Source organism: Bacillus lumedeiriae (genome assembly GCF_044891285.1).
Classification (GTDB): domain Bacteria; phylum Bacillota; class Bacilli; order Bacillales; family Domibacillaceae; genus Pseudobacillus; species Pseudobacillus lumedeiriae.
This window is the reverse complement of record NZ_JAUIYO010000009.1, coordinates 81,208-96,514: the sequence shown is the minus strand read 5'-3', so window position 1 is coordinate 96,514 and position 15,307 is coordinate 81,208. Positions and strand designations below refer to the sequence as shown.

Below are 15,307 nucleotides of genomic sequence, written 5' to 3'. Positions count from 1 at the left end.
ACTTTATACAGTCTGGTGGCGATAGCGAAGAGGTCACACCCGTTCCCATACCGAACACGGAAGTTAAGCTCTTCAGCGCCGATGGTAGTTGGGGGCTTCCCCCTGTGAGAGTAGGACGCTGCCAGGCCAATTAGATGTGAAATGATTCCGCAGTAAGCCAAACGTTAAATTTGCCTGCGGAATTGTTTGCTTTGAAAGAAAAACCCTAATTTTTCTACGTGAAGAAGAAAAAATAGGGTTATTTTTATACGTGGAAGCAACTTTTGCTCATCATGATAGCAGAACAGCTTCCCAGCTGCAGGGAAAAGATTTACTTCCTTCAATGAAGTGTTTTATTTTGCCATTGATTTAAACTGATTCATAAGTTTGTTACGCGATTTTTCATTGCGAAGAAGGTAGGCTGCTCCAAGAGCAAGGGCAGTCATCGCTGTTTTGCCGCCTTTGAGTTTATTATTTTTCATTTTATCCACTCTCCTTTTCGTTATTGGGTTTCTTGCAGTGGTCCATGACGTACTATAATAGCCATTCCCCAAATTAAACGAAATAAACAAGCGGCTCAATGGCAAAATAAAACGTGAAATAGGTGTTTAAGATCCCAACGTTTTTGAATACTTCATAAAATATCAGATTATTTCTTCTTTTTTAATTGAGATAGTGATATAATTTTTCAAATAAAACTTTTTTCATCATGAAAGCCTAACTATGATTAAGGAGTGGAATAGAAATGAAGGTATGTAAATTTGGGGGGACATCCGTAGCTAGCGCAGAGCAAATCAAAAAGGTTGCTGCGATTATTAAAGAAGATGCTGCGAGAAAAGTGATTGTTGTTTCCGCCCCAGGTAAACGTTTTGCTGATGATATTAAAGTCACCGATTTACTAATCAGCCTGGCAGAAGCTTCCCTTTCTGGAAATGGCGCAGAAAAAGAGCTGCAGGCAGTCGTAGATCGGTATGCGGATATAGCTGCTGAACTTGGTCTTGATGGGGCAATTGCTCAAGTCATTGAACAAGATTTACGCGGTCGGATCGCAGAGAATAAAGAGAACCGTGATTTATTTGTGGATCAGTTAAAAGCGAGTGGGGAAGATAATAACGCGAAATTAATCGCTGCTTATTTTTCTAGCATTGGCTTGGAAGCTGAATATGTCAATCCGAAAGAAGCTGGATTGATTGTCAGTGATGAACCTGGACGAGCTCGCGCTTTGCCAGAGGCATATGAGAACTTAAGTAATCTGCGTGATCGTAAAGGAATCGTTGTGTTTCCAGGATTTTTCGGATACTCGAAAGACGGCGTGATGATGACATTTGCCCGTGGAGGTTCAGACATTACTGGGTCCATTTTAGCGGCAGCCGTTCGTGCAGAGCTATATGAAAACTTTACGGACGTTGATTCTGTATTTGCGGCTAATCCGAACGTTGTGGATCGCCCAGTCGAAATCAAGCGGATGACTTATCGTGAAATGCGGGAATTGTCTTATGCCGGATTCTCTGTTTTTCACGATGAAGCACTTATGCCGGCATTTCAACATTCTGTACCAGTTTGTATAAAAAATACGAATAATCCATCTGCAGAAGGAACAATGATCGTAGCTGAGCGGGAATATTCAAATAGTCCAGTTATTGGTATTGCAGCCGATGGCGGATTCTCTACTATTTACGTCAGCAAATACTTAATGAACCGTGAGCTTGGTTTTGGCCGGCGTTTATTGCAAATTTTAGAGGATGAAGAAATTTCTTATGAGCATACACCATCAGGAATTGATGATCTATCAGTCATCGTTCGCAGCCATCAGCTGTCACCGGAAAAAGAAGAACGTATCATTAAGAGATGTCGTGAAGAATTGAAAGTCGATGACGTTCACATTGAACATCATTTCGCAATGATTGTACTTGTCGGTGAAGGCATGAATAATACAAGAGGTTTGACAGCAAGAGCGACAACGGCTATTTCACAAACTGGCGCTAATATCGAAATGATTAACCAAGGATCTTCCGAAGTCAGTCTTGTTTTCGGTATTCGTGAAGAAGAGACGAATCATGTCTTAAAAGCTTTATATGAGGAGTTTTTTAGTACAGCTGCTGTATTAGGAGTATAAATAAAAAGGCTTCTGTTGTTGTGGTTAAATAGAAAATGAATGAATTCCATCAGAAAATCCGTCCTTTCCGGACGGATTTTTTGATGAGAAATGCTTTAGTTAATAAGAAAAAAGCCAAGTAATAGCAATTCGCTGCACGTTTATACTATGTTACCACAACGGGCATTTGCGGAAACGGTTGCTGCCGATTGGGCAACAACAGCTACAAGGTTGGCGTGATCTTGTGTGTTGACCATGTACATTGCTTTCACTAAGGGGCGTCGATTGTCATTTACAATGTATCTTGGAAGTATTTTGTTTAATGAAAGAGCTAAAATATCCTCCTGGCAACGCTCGCATGTACAAGAAAGGTGCAAATGATTCAGCTGATCGGCAATAATTCCTTTCACAACATCCTCCATTACGTTATGTACCGCCATCTAAACTCCTCCATTCTTTTCCATTGTAACACGCTGAAAAGAAAAGATTAACAGTTATTTAACAGGTAGAATACTTTACTCATTTGAATAAAAACGTGCAAACTTAATAAAGATCATATGTTCATGTATTAAGTTATATATGTTGAAGGATGGTATTAAAAAACCCGAAAGATGCCGAATGCATTTTCGAGTTTCGATTTGTCTGATTTTTTTGTTTAGCTGGAGATTTTTTCTAAGATGCTGTTGTGATTCATACGTACGCGATGTGCATTTTGATAAGATTTACGCAATTGTTGTGTTTCTAGTCTTTCTTTGATCTTCGGCAGCATAATAGCTGCAAACAATCCATAGGTTAATAATTTTTTTACGTTCATCTTTCTTCAGCTCCGTTCTTAAAAGTTCGTCTAATCCTACTTACTTAACAATAGCCGGAAGAACCAATTATTCTTCCTTCGATGTATGTAACAAAGAGGCAGCGCGCTTTAAAAAAGCGAGTAGAAGCTAATGAAATCACATTCATTGTTATTATAACACAAATCCATTGGAATTAAACGAAAACGTATGGCAAACTGTCGTAAAGACATTTACAATGGATGTATAGCATATTAGTCAGTAGAACCGCTGTTTTTAAATAAATGATAAAGATATGTGTTCGTCCTGCTAAAGTCATAGAAATAAAGAATAAAAGGGAAAAAATACTCATAAAAAGGTAGACGCATTCTAATAAAAAAACTATAATTTGTTCATTGTGGCAGCGTCTTGAAAAAAGACACTTATGAAATAATGATTACTTTTGTCATTTAAAGTATAAAAGTAATCATTTTTGAAAAAAGGGGGAAGAAGAATGGGGATGGGAAAAAGGCTCCGACACGCAGTAGTCATTGGAACGATGGTTTTAGCATCGTGTGCGGGATTGGCGGCAGGAGCAGACCGCACAGAGGCTGCTGAGCTGCAGAAGCAGCAGGTAGAGAAAATGTTTCAAAGAAATCATGAAAAAGGTGAGTTGAATATTCAGTTCAATCGTCTGCTGACGAAAGCAGAGAGGGAAGCCATTTATGCGAAGTATCAATTAACAGAAGAGACTGTTCTTCAGGACGGATTATTTGTAAATGTCTCGGTTGAAAGCAATCAGCAGCTTCCAACGATAGCGGCGAGATTAATGGAAGAAGCTGATATAAAAAAGGCAGAGCCGAATTATCGATTGAAGTCCCTCGTTAAGCCTCGTGATTCTTACTATAACCGCCAATGGTTTCACTCAAAAATCAATGCACCAAAGGCATGGGATCGAACACGCGGCAGCTCTCAAGTGACAGTAGCTGTCATTGATGGCGGCGTGGATACACGGCATCCTGAATTTAAAAATCGTCTCGTTAAACCGTATAACGTGGTTACGGGCGGGACAAGCTTGTATCCAGATGATCATGGGACTCATGTGGCAGGCGTTATCGGTGCGGCAATGAACGGTGCCGGTGTAACCGGTGTTGCTCCAGAAGTAAAGATTATGCCGATTAATATTTTTGATGGAGAGTATGCCAATAGCTTTGATATTGCAGAAGCGATCATTTATGCGGCAGACGAAGGGGCCGACGTGATGAACTTAAGTTTTGGCGGTTACTCTTATAGCAGTGTGGAAGAGTATGCAGTGAATTACGCTGCTAGTAAAGGCTCGATCCTTGTAGCAGCTGCAGGAAATGAAGATACGAGTCTGCTATGCTACCCAGCAGCTTTCTCTAACGTTATTGCTGTCAGTGCGACGGATTCTACAGATACCATTACGGGATTCTCTAATTATGGCCGTTACATTAACATATCCGCTCCAGGAGAAGATATATTCTCGACAGTGGGCGGCAGTTCATATGGCTACGCGAGCGGTACTTCGATGGCAGCGCCGGTTGTTTCTGGAGCAGCGGCTCTTATTCTATCAAAAAACCCATTTTTGACGCCGCAGCAGGTAATGAGAACGTTGTATAGTTCTTCTGCAGATTTAGGCACAAAATCATGGGATGTCTTTTACGGAAACGGCCGTGTGGATGCTTATCGGGCACTGACAATGACACCAGAGCCGCTGGGGGCGATTTCGCTAAATACGAACGACTTTAAAATGACTGGCAGCAACAACGTCAGAGCAGGGTTAACGGTCAAAGGAAGCATGAGAGGGACTGTCTATGTGGAAGATGCAAGAGGAAAAAATGTTCGTACACTTATTAGCGGGGCATTGCCGCAAAAAGGCGGCTTCATTGCTTATTGGAATGGAAAACTGGCAAATGGTTCATTTGCGCCGGCAGGACAATATTCCATCGTGTTCCGAGTATCTGATAATCGCCAGTCGCTCAGTAAAAAAGCAGCGGTCAAAGTGAGCCATCATATGCCGCCTGCTGTGAAAGCAGAGACAGCCAGCCTGTCTCTGCCAGCTGGTCAACAAATGGCAAATGTTAAATTTACCATTAACAAAAGCTTGTTTATTACCGCTGCTGTATACAATGATCAAGACAAACTCGTTAAGACGTTATTGACAAAGAAAGCACTACCGGCAAGAAGCCATATTCTTTCTTGGGACGGCACGAATGGCAATTTAAAAAAAATGCCTACAGGCACATATAAACTAGTAATTACAGGAACGGATTTACAAAACAAACAGGCAAAAGAGACTGTTTTCATTACGTTAACGTAAAAAGACTCACAGCGTTTTGCTGTGAGTCTTTTTCATTGTTTTTCCTTTGTTTAACATGTTTCTAACGATTGGGTAAACAATGGGGCCATATTTAACCGCTGCTTTAATAAGTGAAGAAAGCTTGCTTCTTTTTCCCATATAGATCCCACCTTTTAGAAGTATGTTTCCCTTTTTAAACGGTCTTAAACAAATTGATTCTTTTACATGTTATAATAAAAGGAATATTTTAGTAGAAAAGGAGAATGACGATGAAGAAGTTAGCCAGCCTTGTGATGGCCGTTGTGCTTATCTGTTCATTAATTGTTATAATGCCCGCATCAAAAGCAAACGCCGCTGTTACGTGGGACGGTGTAGAACTTAAGCAGGGAACGATCGGAAAAGTGTCCATTTTAAAAGATACACCTTTGTTCACGCGGTCAGCGGGGAAAATTGTGAAAGTGAAAACGTTGAAAAAAGGGCAGACAGCGAGCGTGTTTGCCGTAACGGAAGGATACTATCATCTTTATAAAAAAACGTTTATTAAGAAAAATTCCTATGCTAAATTCACTCCTATTCCGAAAGATGTGCAATATGAATTAAATAAAGAATACCGTACGGTGTATTATGGATTGAAATTAAATAACAAAAATAAATATACCTATTACGATGTAGAAAATGGAATTGAAAACTGGTCATACAGCGGATCAGCATACGGATGGGAAGTTTGGAAGGTAAATGGAAGCAATGGGTATGCGTATAAAGAAAACAAAGACTGGATGCATTTAGGAGCGGCCAATTCAGATTTTATTTTTTTAAATATTAAATTGCCGTTAAAAAAAGGAAGCTACTGGAAAGATGATATATATGGCATTCATCATAGAGTATTAACAGTGAATAAAACAGTAAAAACACCAGCGGGTACATTTAAACATGTCATTGAGATTAAAGATTCTAAAAACTTTTATTATTACTTTGCATCGAATGTCGGACTGATTTTAGTAGTTGATAATAATAGTAAAACACCAAAACGAGTATTTGAATTGCAAAAAATCAATTAATAGCGAAAGAGAAAGGGCTCAAAAGTAAACCTTACACCTTTTGAGTCTTTTTTTGCAGAAAAAAGCGAAACAGCAGCGTACGATCCGAAAAGCCTGTTATAATTAAAGCCGAATCGGGAAAATTGTTAATAAATATAATTGAAAGAAGGATTTATCATACATGTCTAATTTACAAGCTGGTACGATCATGACACTTGACGTGAAAAATGAAGCACCCTTTGGCTGGTTTTTAACGGATGGAGAAGAAACCGTCCTGCTTCATCATTCAGAGATCAAAGAAGGCTTTGATCCTGATGAACCGGTAGAAGTATTTTTGTTCCAGGATCATCAAGGGCGTCTCGCTGCCACGATGATGATGCCCCTTATCACACAGGATACATATGGCTGGGTCGAGGTTGTCGGTGTGGAAGAAAAGCTCGGTGTGTTTGTTTCTATCGGTATTACGAAAGATATACTCGTTTCAGAAGATGACTTGCCATTTATGTATTCCGTCCGTCCGATTGCCGGCGACCGCCTTTATTGCACATTAAAGCTGGATCGTAAAGGCCGCTTGTTCGCTAAGCCGGCAACAGAGGATGTCATGGCTGATCAGTTTACGACAGCATCAAAGAAAGATTTTAACAAGGACATTACTGGTATTGTCTATCGTGCCACAAAGGCCGGTACATTTATGATTACTGCAGAAGGCTATCGGGCATTCATTCACGATTCCCAGCGGACCGTAGAACCGCGGCTCGGTCAAAAGGTGGATGGGCGTATTATTGATGTTAAAGAAGATGGATCAGTCAACGTCTCCCTCCTTGCACGCAAGCAGGAAGCACAGAAAGATGATGCGGAAAAAGTATATGACTACTTGCTGCAAAGGGGCGGTTCGATGCCGTATAGCGACAAAAGCTTCCCGGAAGAAATTGAAAAGCGCTTTTCCATGAGCAAAGGTGCCTTTAAGCGGGCTATCGGCAAACTAATGAAAGAGAAAAAAGTGTACCAAGAAGAAGGCTGGACTTATCAAGTGAAAGAATAAAAAAAGCAGGCTGCCGGAAATGATCCGTGCAGCCTGCTTTTTTTATTGACAAATGTTATTCATAATCATTCGACAGCTTTAGCTTATCAATAATGGTGAAGAATATGCTAAGCAGGATCGCAATGACGGTAGCAAGGGCCATTCCTTTCAATTCGAAATCGCCAAATTTCAATGTGGTTCCAGAAAGACCGATGACGAGAACAACAGTCGTTAAAATTAAGTTCGTCGCTTTAGAATAGTCTACCTTTGATTCAACAAGCATGCGCAGACCAGATACGGCTATGCTTCCGAACAATAACAGGGAAAGTCCACCCATCACGGCTGACGGGATCGTAGAAATTAAAGCAGCCAGTTTGCCAAGAAAAGATAACAAGATGGCCATAATTGCTGCACCGCCGATCACCCATGTAGAGTACACCTTCGTTAAAGCAAGGACACCGATGTTTTCACCATATGTCGTATTCGGTGTGGAGCCGACGAATCCCGAAAGGACCGTTGAGATTCCATTTCCTAATAAAGAAGTGCCAAGTCCCGGTTTTTTCATGAAATCACGGCCGACAATGTTTTGCGTAACGACAAGGTGGCTAATATGCTCAGCGATCACGACAAGAGATGCCGGTAAAATAATTGCCATACTCGCCAAGTCAAACTCTGGGCTATAAAAGTCCGGCAGAGCAAACCATTTCGCTTCTTTTACCGGCTGAAAGTCAACGAGGCCATAAAAGACAGCGATAATATAACCTGCCACAATCCCGATAAGTATAGGGATGATTCTTAAAAAACCGCGAAACATCACATTGCCGATAATGGTAATAATGAGTGTCAGCAAGGAAACGGTAATGACATTGACATCGGGCGACCATGTTTTTGGATCTGTACCCGCTGCAGGAACCAGTCCGGCCATCCCGGCAGCAACTGGCGCAAGTTCCAGTCCAATCACTGCGACAATCGCTCCCATTGCAGCTGGAGGAAAGACGACATCTACCCACTTTGTTCCAGCTACGCGAATAATTAATGCGACTAGAATAAAGACGATCCCGGTGGCAATAAAGCCGCCGAGCACCGCGCCGTAACCTTTATCTGCGAGGACGACAAGAACAGGGGAGATAAAGGCGAAGCTCGATCCGAGATATGCGGGAACTTGTCCTTTACATAAAAAAAGATAAATTAATGTACCGATGCCATTCATTAATAAAATGGTTGCTGGGTTTATCCCAAATAAAATTGGTACAAGGACGGTTGATCCGAACATTGCAAACAAATGCTGTAAGCTAAGCGGTATTAATGCCAGAGCCGGCGGCCGCTCATCTACTTGATAAGTACGCATAGATAATCTCCTTTATTCACTACAAATTGTAGTTATTATACAGCAAACATTCGTCAAAATTCTACAAAAACCAAATATTTATTAAGAAAAGATAGCAAAAAGAAACTGCTTTGGGTGATTTCGCTTAGTATGCTTCAAGTATTAGATACATATGAAAGGTGACAGCGATCAACATGTGTAGCCACCATGTTGGGGGAATAAGGAAAATAATTTTAAAAGGCGAACGAAAAAATGGAAATGGACAAAAAATGTTCGTAATTATCACAATCCCTATATAACAGTAATGAAAGCGGTAACATTGAAAAAAACAGGAAGAAGTTGCGTAAAGTCCCCTTGATAAGTAGTTCATAATAATTTATAATTCATGAATATTATTAAAGAAGATTTTTGATTTTCAAATTAAAAACGAATGAGGGAGTTCACGTGAAGAGAGTATATAATTTTTCAGCAGGACCTTCGATGTTACCATTGCCAGTATTAGAAAAAGCGCAAAAAGAATTAGTGAATTATGCGGATTCTGGCATGTCTGTTATGGAATTGAGCCATCGTTCGGGTTTATTCACAGAAATTATTACCGGTGCTGAACAGCTATTGAGAGACTTGATGAACATTCCGGACAATTATAAAGTTCTATTTGTTCAAGGCGGAGCATCTCAGCAATTTGCGATGGTGCCGATGAACTTGCTTTCAAAAAGCAAAAAAGCGGATTACGTGAACACGGGTTCGTGGTCAAAGAAAGCAATTAAAGAAGCGAAGATGTATGGAGACATTCGCGTCATTGCTTCTTCGGAGGATGAAAATTTCACCTATATCCCTGAAATCGACAGCAGTATGATTGATCCTGAAGCGGATTACGTTCATATTACAACGAACAATACGATCGAGGGAACTGCATTTAGAAACATTCCGGATACAGGCGGTGTGCCGCTCGTAGCAGATATGTCTTCTAATATTTTGTCAGAAGAGATCGATGTATCAAAATTCGGTTTAATTTATGCCGGTGCCCAGAAGAATATTGGGCCTGCAGGATTGACAGTTGTGATCATTAGAGAAGATTTAATCGGACATGCACAAGAGAACTGCCCAGTTATGCTGGACTATAAGACACATAGCGAGAGCGGTTCATTATACAATACACCGCCAACATATGGAATTTATATGGCGAAGCTTGTGTTTGAATGGCTGCATGAGCTTGGCGGCTTAAAAGAAATGGAGAAAATCAATCGCAGCAAAGCAGATATGCTGTATGATTTCCTTGAAAAATCAGCGATGTTTACATCTCCAGTGAGAAAAGACAGCCGCTCCATTATGAACATTCCTTTCGTGACACCGTCTGATGAGCTGGATGCAGCGTTCGTAAAAGAAGCAAAAGCAGAAGGACTTGAAACGTTAAAAGGACATCGCTCTGTTGGAGGCATGCGTGCGAGCATTTACAATGCGATGCCGGTTGATGGTGTAGAAGCCCTTATTCAATTTATGAAAAAATTTGAAGAAAAACATGCATAACAAAGGGGAGAACGAGCAGTTGTTTACAATTAAAACGTTAAATAATATTGCTGAGTGCGGATTAAACATTTTTAATACAGAAAACTTTACGGTTGATAACGATAGCCAAAGTCCTGACGGCATCGTTTTGCGCAGCTATAATATGCATGACATGGAAATCGACAAAAATGTAAAAGCGATCGCTCGTGCCGGAGCGGGTGTCAACAACATCCCGGTCAGTGCTTATACAGAGCGTGGCATCGTTGTATTTAATACACCTGGAGCGAATGCCAATGCCGTAAAAGAGCTCGTATTGACTTCATTAATGGCTTCTTCTCGTAATATCTTTGCCGGTTTGACTTGGACGAGAGAGCTTGCTGGACAAGGCGATCAAATTCCTAAGCTTGTTGAAGCAGGTAAAAAACAGTTTGTCGGAAAAGAAATTAAAGGAAAAACATTGGGGGTTATCGGTCTTGGTGCCGTTGGAGCGCTCGTAGCTAACGATGCACTTGACTTAGATATGGACGTCATTGGTTTTGACCCGTTCATTTCTGTTGATACTGCTTGGAACTTGTCTCGTTCGGTTCAACGTGCAATGACAATTGAAGAATTGTACGCGAAAAGTGATTACATTACTGTTCACGTACCGTTAACGAAAGATACAGAAGGCATGTTCAATGAAAACACGTTCGATATCATGAAAGAAGGCGTCCACATTTTGAACTTCTCCCGCGGTGAGCTTGTCAACGAACAAGACATGGCTGTTGCATTAGAAAGCGGAAAAGTTGGCAAGTATGTGACAGACTTCCCGAATGAAAATATTTTTAAAATGAAAAATGCGATCGCTATTCCGCATCTTGGTGCTTCTACGAAAGAATCAGAAGAAAACTGTGCGATTATGGCATCTCGTCAAGTAAAAGATTATTTAGAAACAGGGAACATCAAAAACTCTGTGAACATGCCAAATGTTTCTCTTCCTTACACAGGAAAAACTCGTGTGACAGTGTATCATCAAAACGTTCCGAACATGGTTGGACAAATTACCTCTGTATTGTCTGAATATAGCTTAAACATCGCCGATATGGTGAACAGAAGCAGAGGCGACTACGCCTATACAATGATTGATATCGACAATCAAGTAAATGGTGATGTAGTCCCAGGATTAGAAGAGAAGATCAGCCAGATTGCAGGCGTTGTTATGACGCGTGTGATCTAATTGAGGAAATGAGAAGGATGTCCCAAAAGTATAACTTTTGAGGACATCCTTTTTTGTATGAGATTTTAAACGTGTCCGTTGATTTCCGTTCCAGGCGCTTCGCTTTCCGCGGGGCAAACGGTGAGCCTCCTCGTCGCTAAAGCTCCTGCGGGGTCTCACCTGTTCGCTTTCCCCGCAGAAGTCTGCGCGCCTTCCGCTACAATCAACTCGATGGAAAACAGTAGTTTAAAGTAAGAAGAGGAACCTCTCTCATGTTCACTATAATTATCCAATTTGTAACTAAAATGTAATATAAAGAAAAAGGCGGACCCTAACAAGTCGTTCTTAACGACTTGTTGGGCCATCCTCTTTTTTGTGTCTTACCCTTTTGGAAAAAATAAACTTAAATTCTAAAAAAGCACAAAATTATGAAGCTACTTTTCCTCTTTATGCGTTATGATAGACGAGTAAATAACATTTGCAGGGGGATTACAGAACATGGGAAGTTGGAGAAAGGCTTTAGCTATTGCTCTTTCTGCTGTCATGATTTTTCCGACAGCAACGGGTGCCGCCGTACATAATGAAGAGGTGAAAATTTTCAAACAAGCAGCACAAGGGGTGCCTGTGACAGCTGCAGCGAAAGAAAAAAGACAAGAAACGTATAAAGCGATGAAAGAAATCAATGAGCTCGTTGATACGACTACCCTTGTCATTAAATATACGAAACCATTAGGGAAAAGCGTTCACAAGAAAGCCGGAACGACTCTTGTCCGCTCGCTCCCGAAACTCGGCTATGATATCGTTCTCATACCGAAGTCTAAAAAAGTCAGTGATGTGCTAAAAGTGTATCGTCAGCAAAATGGGATTTCCTCTATTACTCCGAGTGTAAAGTACAAGCAGTTCGCCTCTGTCCAGGGAGATCCCAAAAAGGCGAAAATGCATCATTTGCCGATGCTGAATACAGATAAGGCATTAAAACTAGCTGGTAAACATCAAGTGACGGTAGCAGTCGTTGACGGCGGTGTCGATTATCGGCATCCAGATTTGCAAGGACAGCTGCTTGCGCCATATAATGCGGCGGATCCAGCCAAAAATCCAGTGCGTGATTTGCACGGCACTCACGTCGCAGGCATTATTGCTGCAAAAGCGAATAACGGCATTGGCGGCCATGGAGTGAATCCGAACGCGAAGATTCTCCCGATAGACGTGTTCAATGGCAAGGTGTCAGCAAATGATTTCACGATTGCTGAAGGGATTTTATATGCGGTGTCTAAAGGCGCGGACGTTATCAATCTTAGTTTAGGCGGCTTTGCGTCTTCACCGCTCGTTGAAGACGCGGTCAGGGAAGCGATTGACAGCGGAGCCGTTGTCGTTGCTGCAGCAGGAAATGAGGCAACAGATATGTACGCTTATCCAGCTGCGTATCCGGGGGTCATCAGTGTCGGTAACATTGACGGCAGCTGCAAACTGTCTGACAGCTCGAACTTCGGTCCTTCTGTCGATGTGGTTGCTCCAGGGGAAGATATTTACAGTACATCCTATGAAAGCGGCAAAGGATCAAGCTTTACAACGTTAACAGGAACATCGATGGCTGCCCCGATGGTCTCAGCCGCTGCTTCCTTATTAAAATCAAAACATCCGGAATTCACGTCATACGATATTGAAATTATTTTAGAAAAAACAGCGACCGATCTTGGAGCAAAAGGCTATGATACGACTTATGCCAACGGCCTTATTAATCCGCTCGGCGCTCTTTCATACGATGTGAAAAAGCTGCCGAAACGGCCTATATTCACCATGCCGTCAGCTAAGCAGCTGAAAGCAGGGAAAAATACGTTCAACGGGCAGTTAAAGACCCCGGATGAAACACACTGGTATAAAGTCTCTTTAAGCGAACAGGAACATGTGCAAGCGGCTTTAGAAGCAAGCAGTGATTATGATTATGGCTTAGACTTTTATTTTATCCCTGAAGGAGCGGAAGCAGAAGAAGGGGTGTTAACAGAACATAATAAAGGACGTGCCGGAGAAAAAGAAGGTTACTTGTTTACCGCTGAAGAAAAGGGAACGCTTTTTATCGGAATTAAAGACGTGAACGGCAATTATAATGTGTCGGGCCTATCGAATTATACGTTTATAGGAGAAAAATTCGGTAAGCTGAAAGCAGATCCGGACACAACGGAAAAGCCGATAGAAGTGACGTCGCTTCCTTATACGAAAGGAGACTTTACATTATTTCCAGAGGAAGAGGGAGCAGCTGATTACGACCATTACACTATTGCTGTTGATGAGCCGAAAGTACTTTCTGTGTCCTTATCTGCTTTACCTGGTGTGAATTCGGCATTGAAATTATCTATTTTACTAGATGAGGAAGGGACTAAGGAAGAAGAGATTGCTAAAGCAGATGATCAGGGAATCAGCCGGGGGGAAATGCTCTCTTTCAAAGCAGTGCCTGGTGTGAAGTACCAAATCACAGTAACGAACGAAACATTTGGGGGAATGGACAGCATCGGTTCGCTTCTTGATTTACTCATGATGAATCCAGGGGCATTTGAAGTGGATGGTTACACAGCATCCGCTTATCCATATGAGTTGAACATAGAAGAAAAAAAGCTGCCGGAAGATGAAGATGGACTTCCGTTTAAAGAAGATTTAGAAGCAGCACTTGAGAATGGCGAGATCGTATTGGCGGAATATGCAGAAGTAAAAGCGGATGAAGCAGTGGACGATGGATTTGATGAAGAACCGATGGAAGAGATAGAAGATACAAAAACAAAAGAAATTTTATCTAAAGCTATTCCTTATACACTCGGAAAAGAAGCCGCCGGTTATTTTCAAATAGAAGGGGATGAAGACTACTATTCTTTCACCCCAACCGAAAATGGCATATACGATTTTCATATTAAGAAAGGTTGGAGTCAGCTTCCTGTCGCTGTTATTTCACAATATGATAAAGAAACAGGAGAATTGACTCCGATCTCAGGTGAAGGAGAGGACATACTCAGCCTCCTTATGATTCTGCTCGGCTTCACGCCTAACAATCATATGACAGCAGCATTGAAAAAAGGAGAAACGTACGTTCTTCGTTTAACGAATGAACTGTATAATGTTTCGGCTGATCCATACACGATTCATTCGAAGAAAATAGCTAATACACCGCCGGAAGCTGGACAAGATACAGGAGATCCTGAAAAAGCACAGAATCTGAAGCTGGGAACTGCCCATAAAGGGTACTTCATCTACCCTGGAGAGACAGATTTCTACTATTTTAAAAACAGTGGCAAACCGACCGTGTATCGTTTAAACATGAACCAAGGAAAATTAACGGCAGCGGAGAAATCAGCTGTTCCGTACGACCTTCGCCAGCCGGCTATTTTCACGGGTGCGCTTATTGAAGACACGAATGGTGATAAAGTGTTAGATGAGGATGAACGGTCGAAGGCGATTCCATTTGGACCGAACTTGCTCCAACTGTCATTTGAAACGAAAGTAAACCTTTCATTTATGGCGAAAGAAGAGACTGGTTATTTTCTTGCCGTCAGCCCATTTCTTTCATTAAAGCCGAGCCTTCAGCCGTATGAGGTCAAACTAGCTGACATGAAAGATGCATTAACAGATGGTGATGGCAAAGTGGTAAATCACGTACCGCAAAAACCGCTCCAGTTGAAAAAAATAGATGGACATATCGGTGTGCGGGGTTATATGAACGCGGGTGTTCCTTTCGGAGATGTGGATCACTTTGCTTTTAACGTAACGAAGGATAAGCAATTTACACTGACACTTGAAATGGAGAAGGGACTGGACGGCAAAATAGAGATTTATAATGCGAAGGGTACGCTCGTCCAAAGCTTTGATCTTTATGGCAGTGGTGACGAGGAACTCGCTCTCATTCATTTGAAAAAAGGGAAATACTTCATCGAAATTAGTGAAACAGAGGGGCGTGCTTCTGCGGAGCCTTATAAGTTAATAGTGAAATAAGGAAGAGAAAGACAGTGTTTCAGGTTGTAGACATGACTGATTATGAGGTGTATCTCACGAACGTTGCTTGATAATAGGTTAT

12 protein-coding genes and 1 rRNA gene are annotated in these 15,307 nt (G+C 41.5%); 8 read left to right on the top strand and 5 right to left on the bottom strand.

Annotated elements, in window-relative coordinates:
• Positions 1-11 precede the first annotated feature (11 nt).
• Positions 12-127, top strand: a 5S ribosomal RNA gene (gene rrf, locus QYG89_RS12125).
• A gap of 205 nt (positions 128-332) precedes the next feature.
• Here rrf and QYG89_RS12120 read toward each other — a convergent pair.
• A complete protein-coding gene (locus tag QYG89_RS12120; protein WP_404317667.1) occupies positions 333-461 on the bottom strand; it encodes a hypothetical protein in 129 nt (42 codons plus the stop codon).
• Between the two features lie 263 nt (positions 462-724).
• On the opposite strand from QYG89_RS12120, the gene QYG89_RS12115 reads away from it, so the two are divergent.
• Positions 725-2,095 (top strand): aspartate kinase, encoded by a 1,371-nt coding sequence (locus QYG89_RS12115; RefSeq protein ID WP_404317665.1) that lies wholly within the window; start codon positions 725-727, stop codon positions 2,093-2,095.
• A 140-nt stretch (positions 2,096-2,235) separates the two neighbouring features.
• Here the strand turns inward: QYG89_RS12115 and QYG89_RS12110 are convergent, their stop codons facing one another.
• Together QYG89_RS12110 and QYG89_RS12105 are read right to left on the bottom strand one after the other, a co-directional pair.
• Complete coding sequence (locus QYG89_RS12110; RefSeq protein ID WP_404317664.1) at positions 2,236-2,514, bottom strand: late competence development ComFB family protein; 279 nt, start codon at positions 2,512-2,514, stop codon at positions 2,236-2,238.
• Between the two features lie 215 nt (positions 2,515-2,729).
• Positions 2,730-2,888, bottom strand: coding sequence for a hypothetical protein (locus tag QYG89_RS12105; RefSeq protein WP_404317662.1), 159 nt, complete (start codon positions 2,886-2,888; stop codon positions 2,730-2,732).
• A gap of 470 nt (positions 2,889-3,358) precedes the next feature.
• Between QYG89_RS12105 and QYG89_RS12100 the strand changes: the two genes are divergently transcribed.
• Positions 3,359-5,185 (top strand): S8 family serine peptidase, encoded by a 1,827-nt coding sequence (locus QYG89_RS12100; protein ID WP_404317659.1) that lies wholly within the window; start codon positions 3,359-3,361, stop codon positions 5,183-5,185.
• A gap of 6 nt (positions 5,186-5,191) precedes the next feature.
• Here QYG89_RS12100 and QYG89_RS12095 read toward each other — a convergent pair whose 3' ends face one another.
• Positions 5,192-5,323, bottom strand: coding sequence for a hypothetical protein (locus tag QYG89_RS12095; RefSeq protein ID WP_404317657.1), 132 nt, complete (start codon positions 5,321-5,323; stop codon positions 5,192-5,194).
• Positions 5,324-5,433: 110 nt separating this feature from the next.
• Between QYG89_RS12095 and QYG89_RS12090 the strand changes: the two genes are divergently transcribed.
• Together QYG89_RS12090 and QYG89_RS12085 are read left to right on the top strand one after the other, a co-directional pair.
• Positions 5,434-6,222, top strand: coding sequence for a hypothetical protein (locus tag QYG89_RS12090; RefSeq protein WP_404317656.1), 789 nt, complete (start codon positions 5,434-5,436; stop codon positions 6,220-6,222).
• A gap of 160 nt (positions 6,223-6,382) precedes the next feature.
• Positions 6,383-7,243 carry a CvfB family protein gene (locus QYG89_RS12085; protein WP_404317654.1) on the top strand — a complete coding sequence of 287 codons (861 nt, stop codon included), beginning with the start codon at positions 6,383-6,385 and terminating at the stop codon, positions 7,241-7,243.
• A gap of 55 nt (positions 7,244-7,298) precedes the next feature.
• On the opposite strand, the gene uraA is transcribed toward QYG89_RS12085, so the two are convergent.
• Complete coding sequence (gene uraA, locus QYG89_RS12080; RefSeq protein WP_404317652.1) at positions 7,299-8,570, bottom strand: uracil permease; 1,272 nt, start codon at positions 8,568-8,570, stop codon at positions 7,299-7,301.
• Positions 8,571-8,993: 423 nt separating this feature from the next.
• On the opposite strand from uraA, the gene serC reads away from it, so the two are divergent.
• The 3 genes from serC (at position 8,994) to QYG89_RS12065 (ending at position 15,225) form a co-directional block, all read left to right on the top strand.
• Positions 8,994-10,076, top strand: coding sequence for a 3-phosphoserine/phosphohydroxythreonine transaminase (serC, locus tag QYG89_RS12075; RefSeq protein WP_404317650.1), 1,083 nt, complete (start codon positions 8,994-8,996; stop codon positions 10,074-10,076).
• Positions 10,069-11,271, top strand: a complete 1,203-nt coding sequence (locus QYG89_RS12070) for a phosphoglycerate dehydrogenase (protein WP_404317648.1) — start codon at positions 10,069-10,071, stop codon at positions 11,269-11,271. Before serC ends, QYG89_RS12070 begins: the two co-directional genes overlap by 8 nt.
• 477 nt (positions 11,272-11,748) lie before the next feature.
• Positions 11,749-15,225 carry a S8 family serine peptidase gene (locus tag QYG89_RS12065; RefSeq protein ID WP_404317647.1) on the top strand — a complete coding sequence of 1,159 codons (3,477 nt, stop codon included), beginning with the start codon at positions 11,749-11,751 and terminating at the stop codon, positions 15,223-15,225.
• Positions 15,226-15,307 lie beyond the last annotated feature (82 nt).

Coding starts and splice junctions, on each gene's coding strand:
- QYG89_RS12120 (WP_404317667.1), bottom strand. CDS start 461: ATGAAAAATAATAAACTCAAAGGCGGCAAAACAGCGATGACTGCCCTT.
- QYG89_RS12115 (WP_404317665.1), top strand. CDS start 725: ATGAAGGTATGTAAATTTGGGGGGACATCCGTAGCTAGCGCAGAGCAA.
- QYG89_RS12110 (WP_404317664.1), bottom strand. CDS start 2,514: ATGGCGGTACATAACGTAATGGAGGATGTTGTGAAAGGAATTATTGCC.
- QYG89_RS12105 (WP_404317662.1), bottom strand. CDS start 2,888: ATGAACGTAAAAAAATTATTAACCTATGGATTGTTTGCAGCTATTATG.
- QYG89_RS12100 (WP_404317659.1), top strand. CDS start 3,359: ATGGGGATGGGAAAAAGGCTCCGACACGCAGTAGTCATTGGAACGATG.
- QYG89_RS12095 (WP_404317657.1), bottom strand. CDS start 5,323: ATGGGAAAAAGAAGCAAGCTTTCTTCACTTATTAAAGCAGCGGTTAAA.
- QYG89_RS12090 (WP_404317656.1), top strand. CDS start 5,434: ATGAAGAAGTTAGCCAGCCTTGTGATGGCCGTTGTGCTTATCTGTTCA.
- QYG89_RS12085 (WP_404317654.1), top strand. CDS start 6,383: ATGTCTAATTTACAAGCTGGTACGATCATGACACTTGACGTGAAAAAT.
- uraA (WP_404317652.1), bottom strand. CDS start 8,570: ATGCGTACTTATCAAGTAGATGAGCGGCCGCCGGCTCTGGCATTAATA.
- QYG89_RS12070 (WP_404317648.1), top strand. CDS start 10,069: ATGCATAACAAAGGGGAGAACGAGCAGTTGTTTACAATTAAAACGTTA.
- QYG89_RS12065 (WP_404317647.1), top strand. CDS start 11,749: ATGGGAAGTTGGAGAAAGGCTTTAGCTATTGCTCTTTCTGCTGTCATG.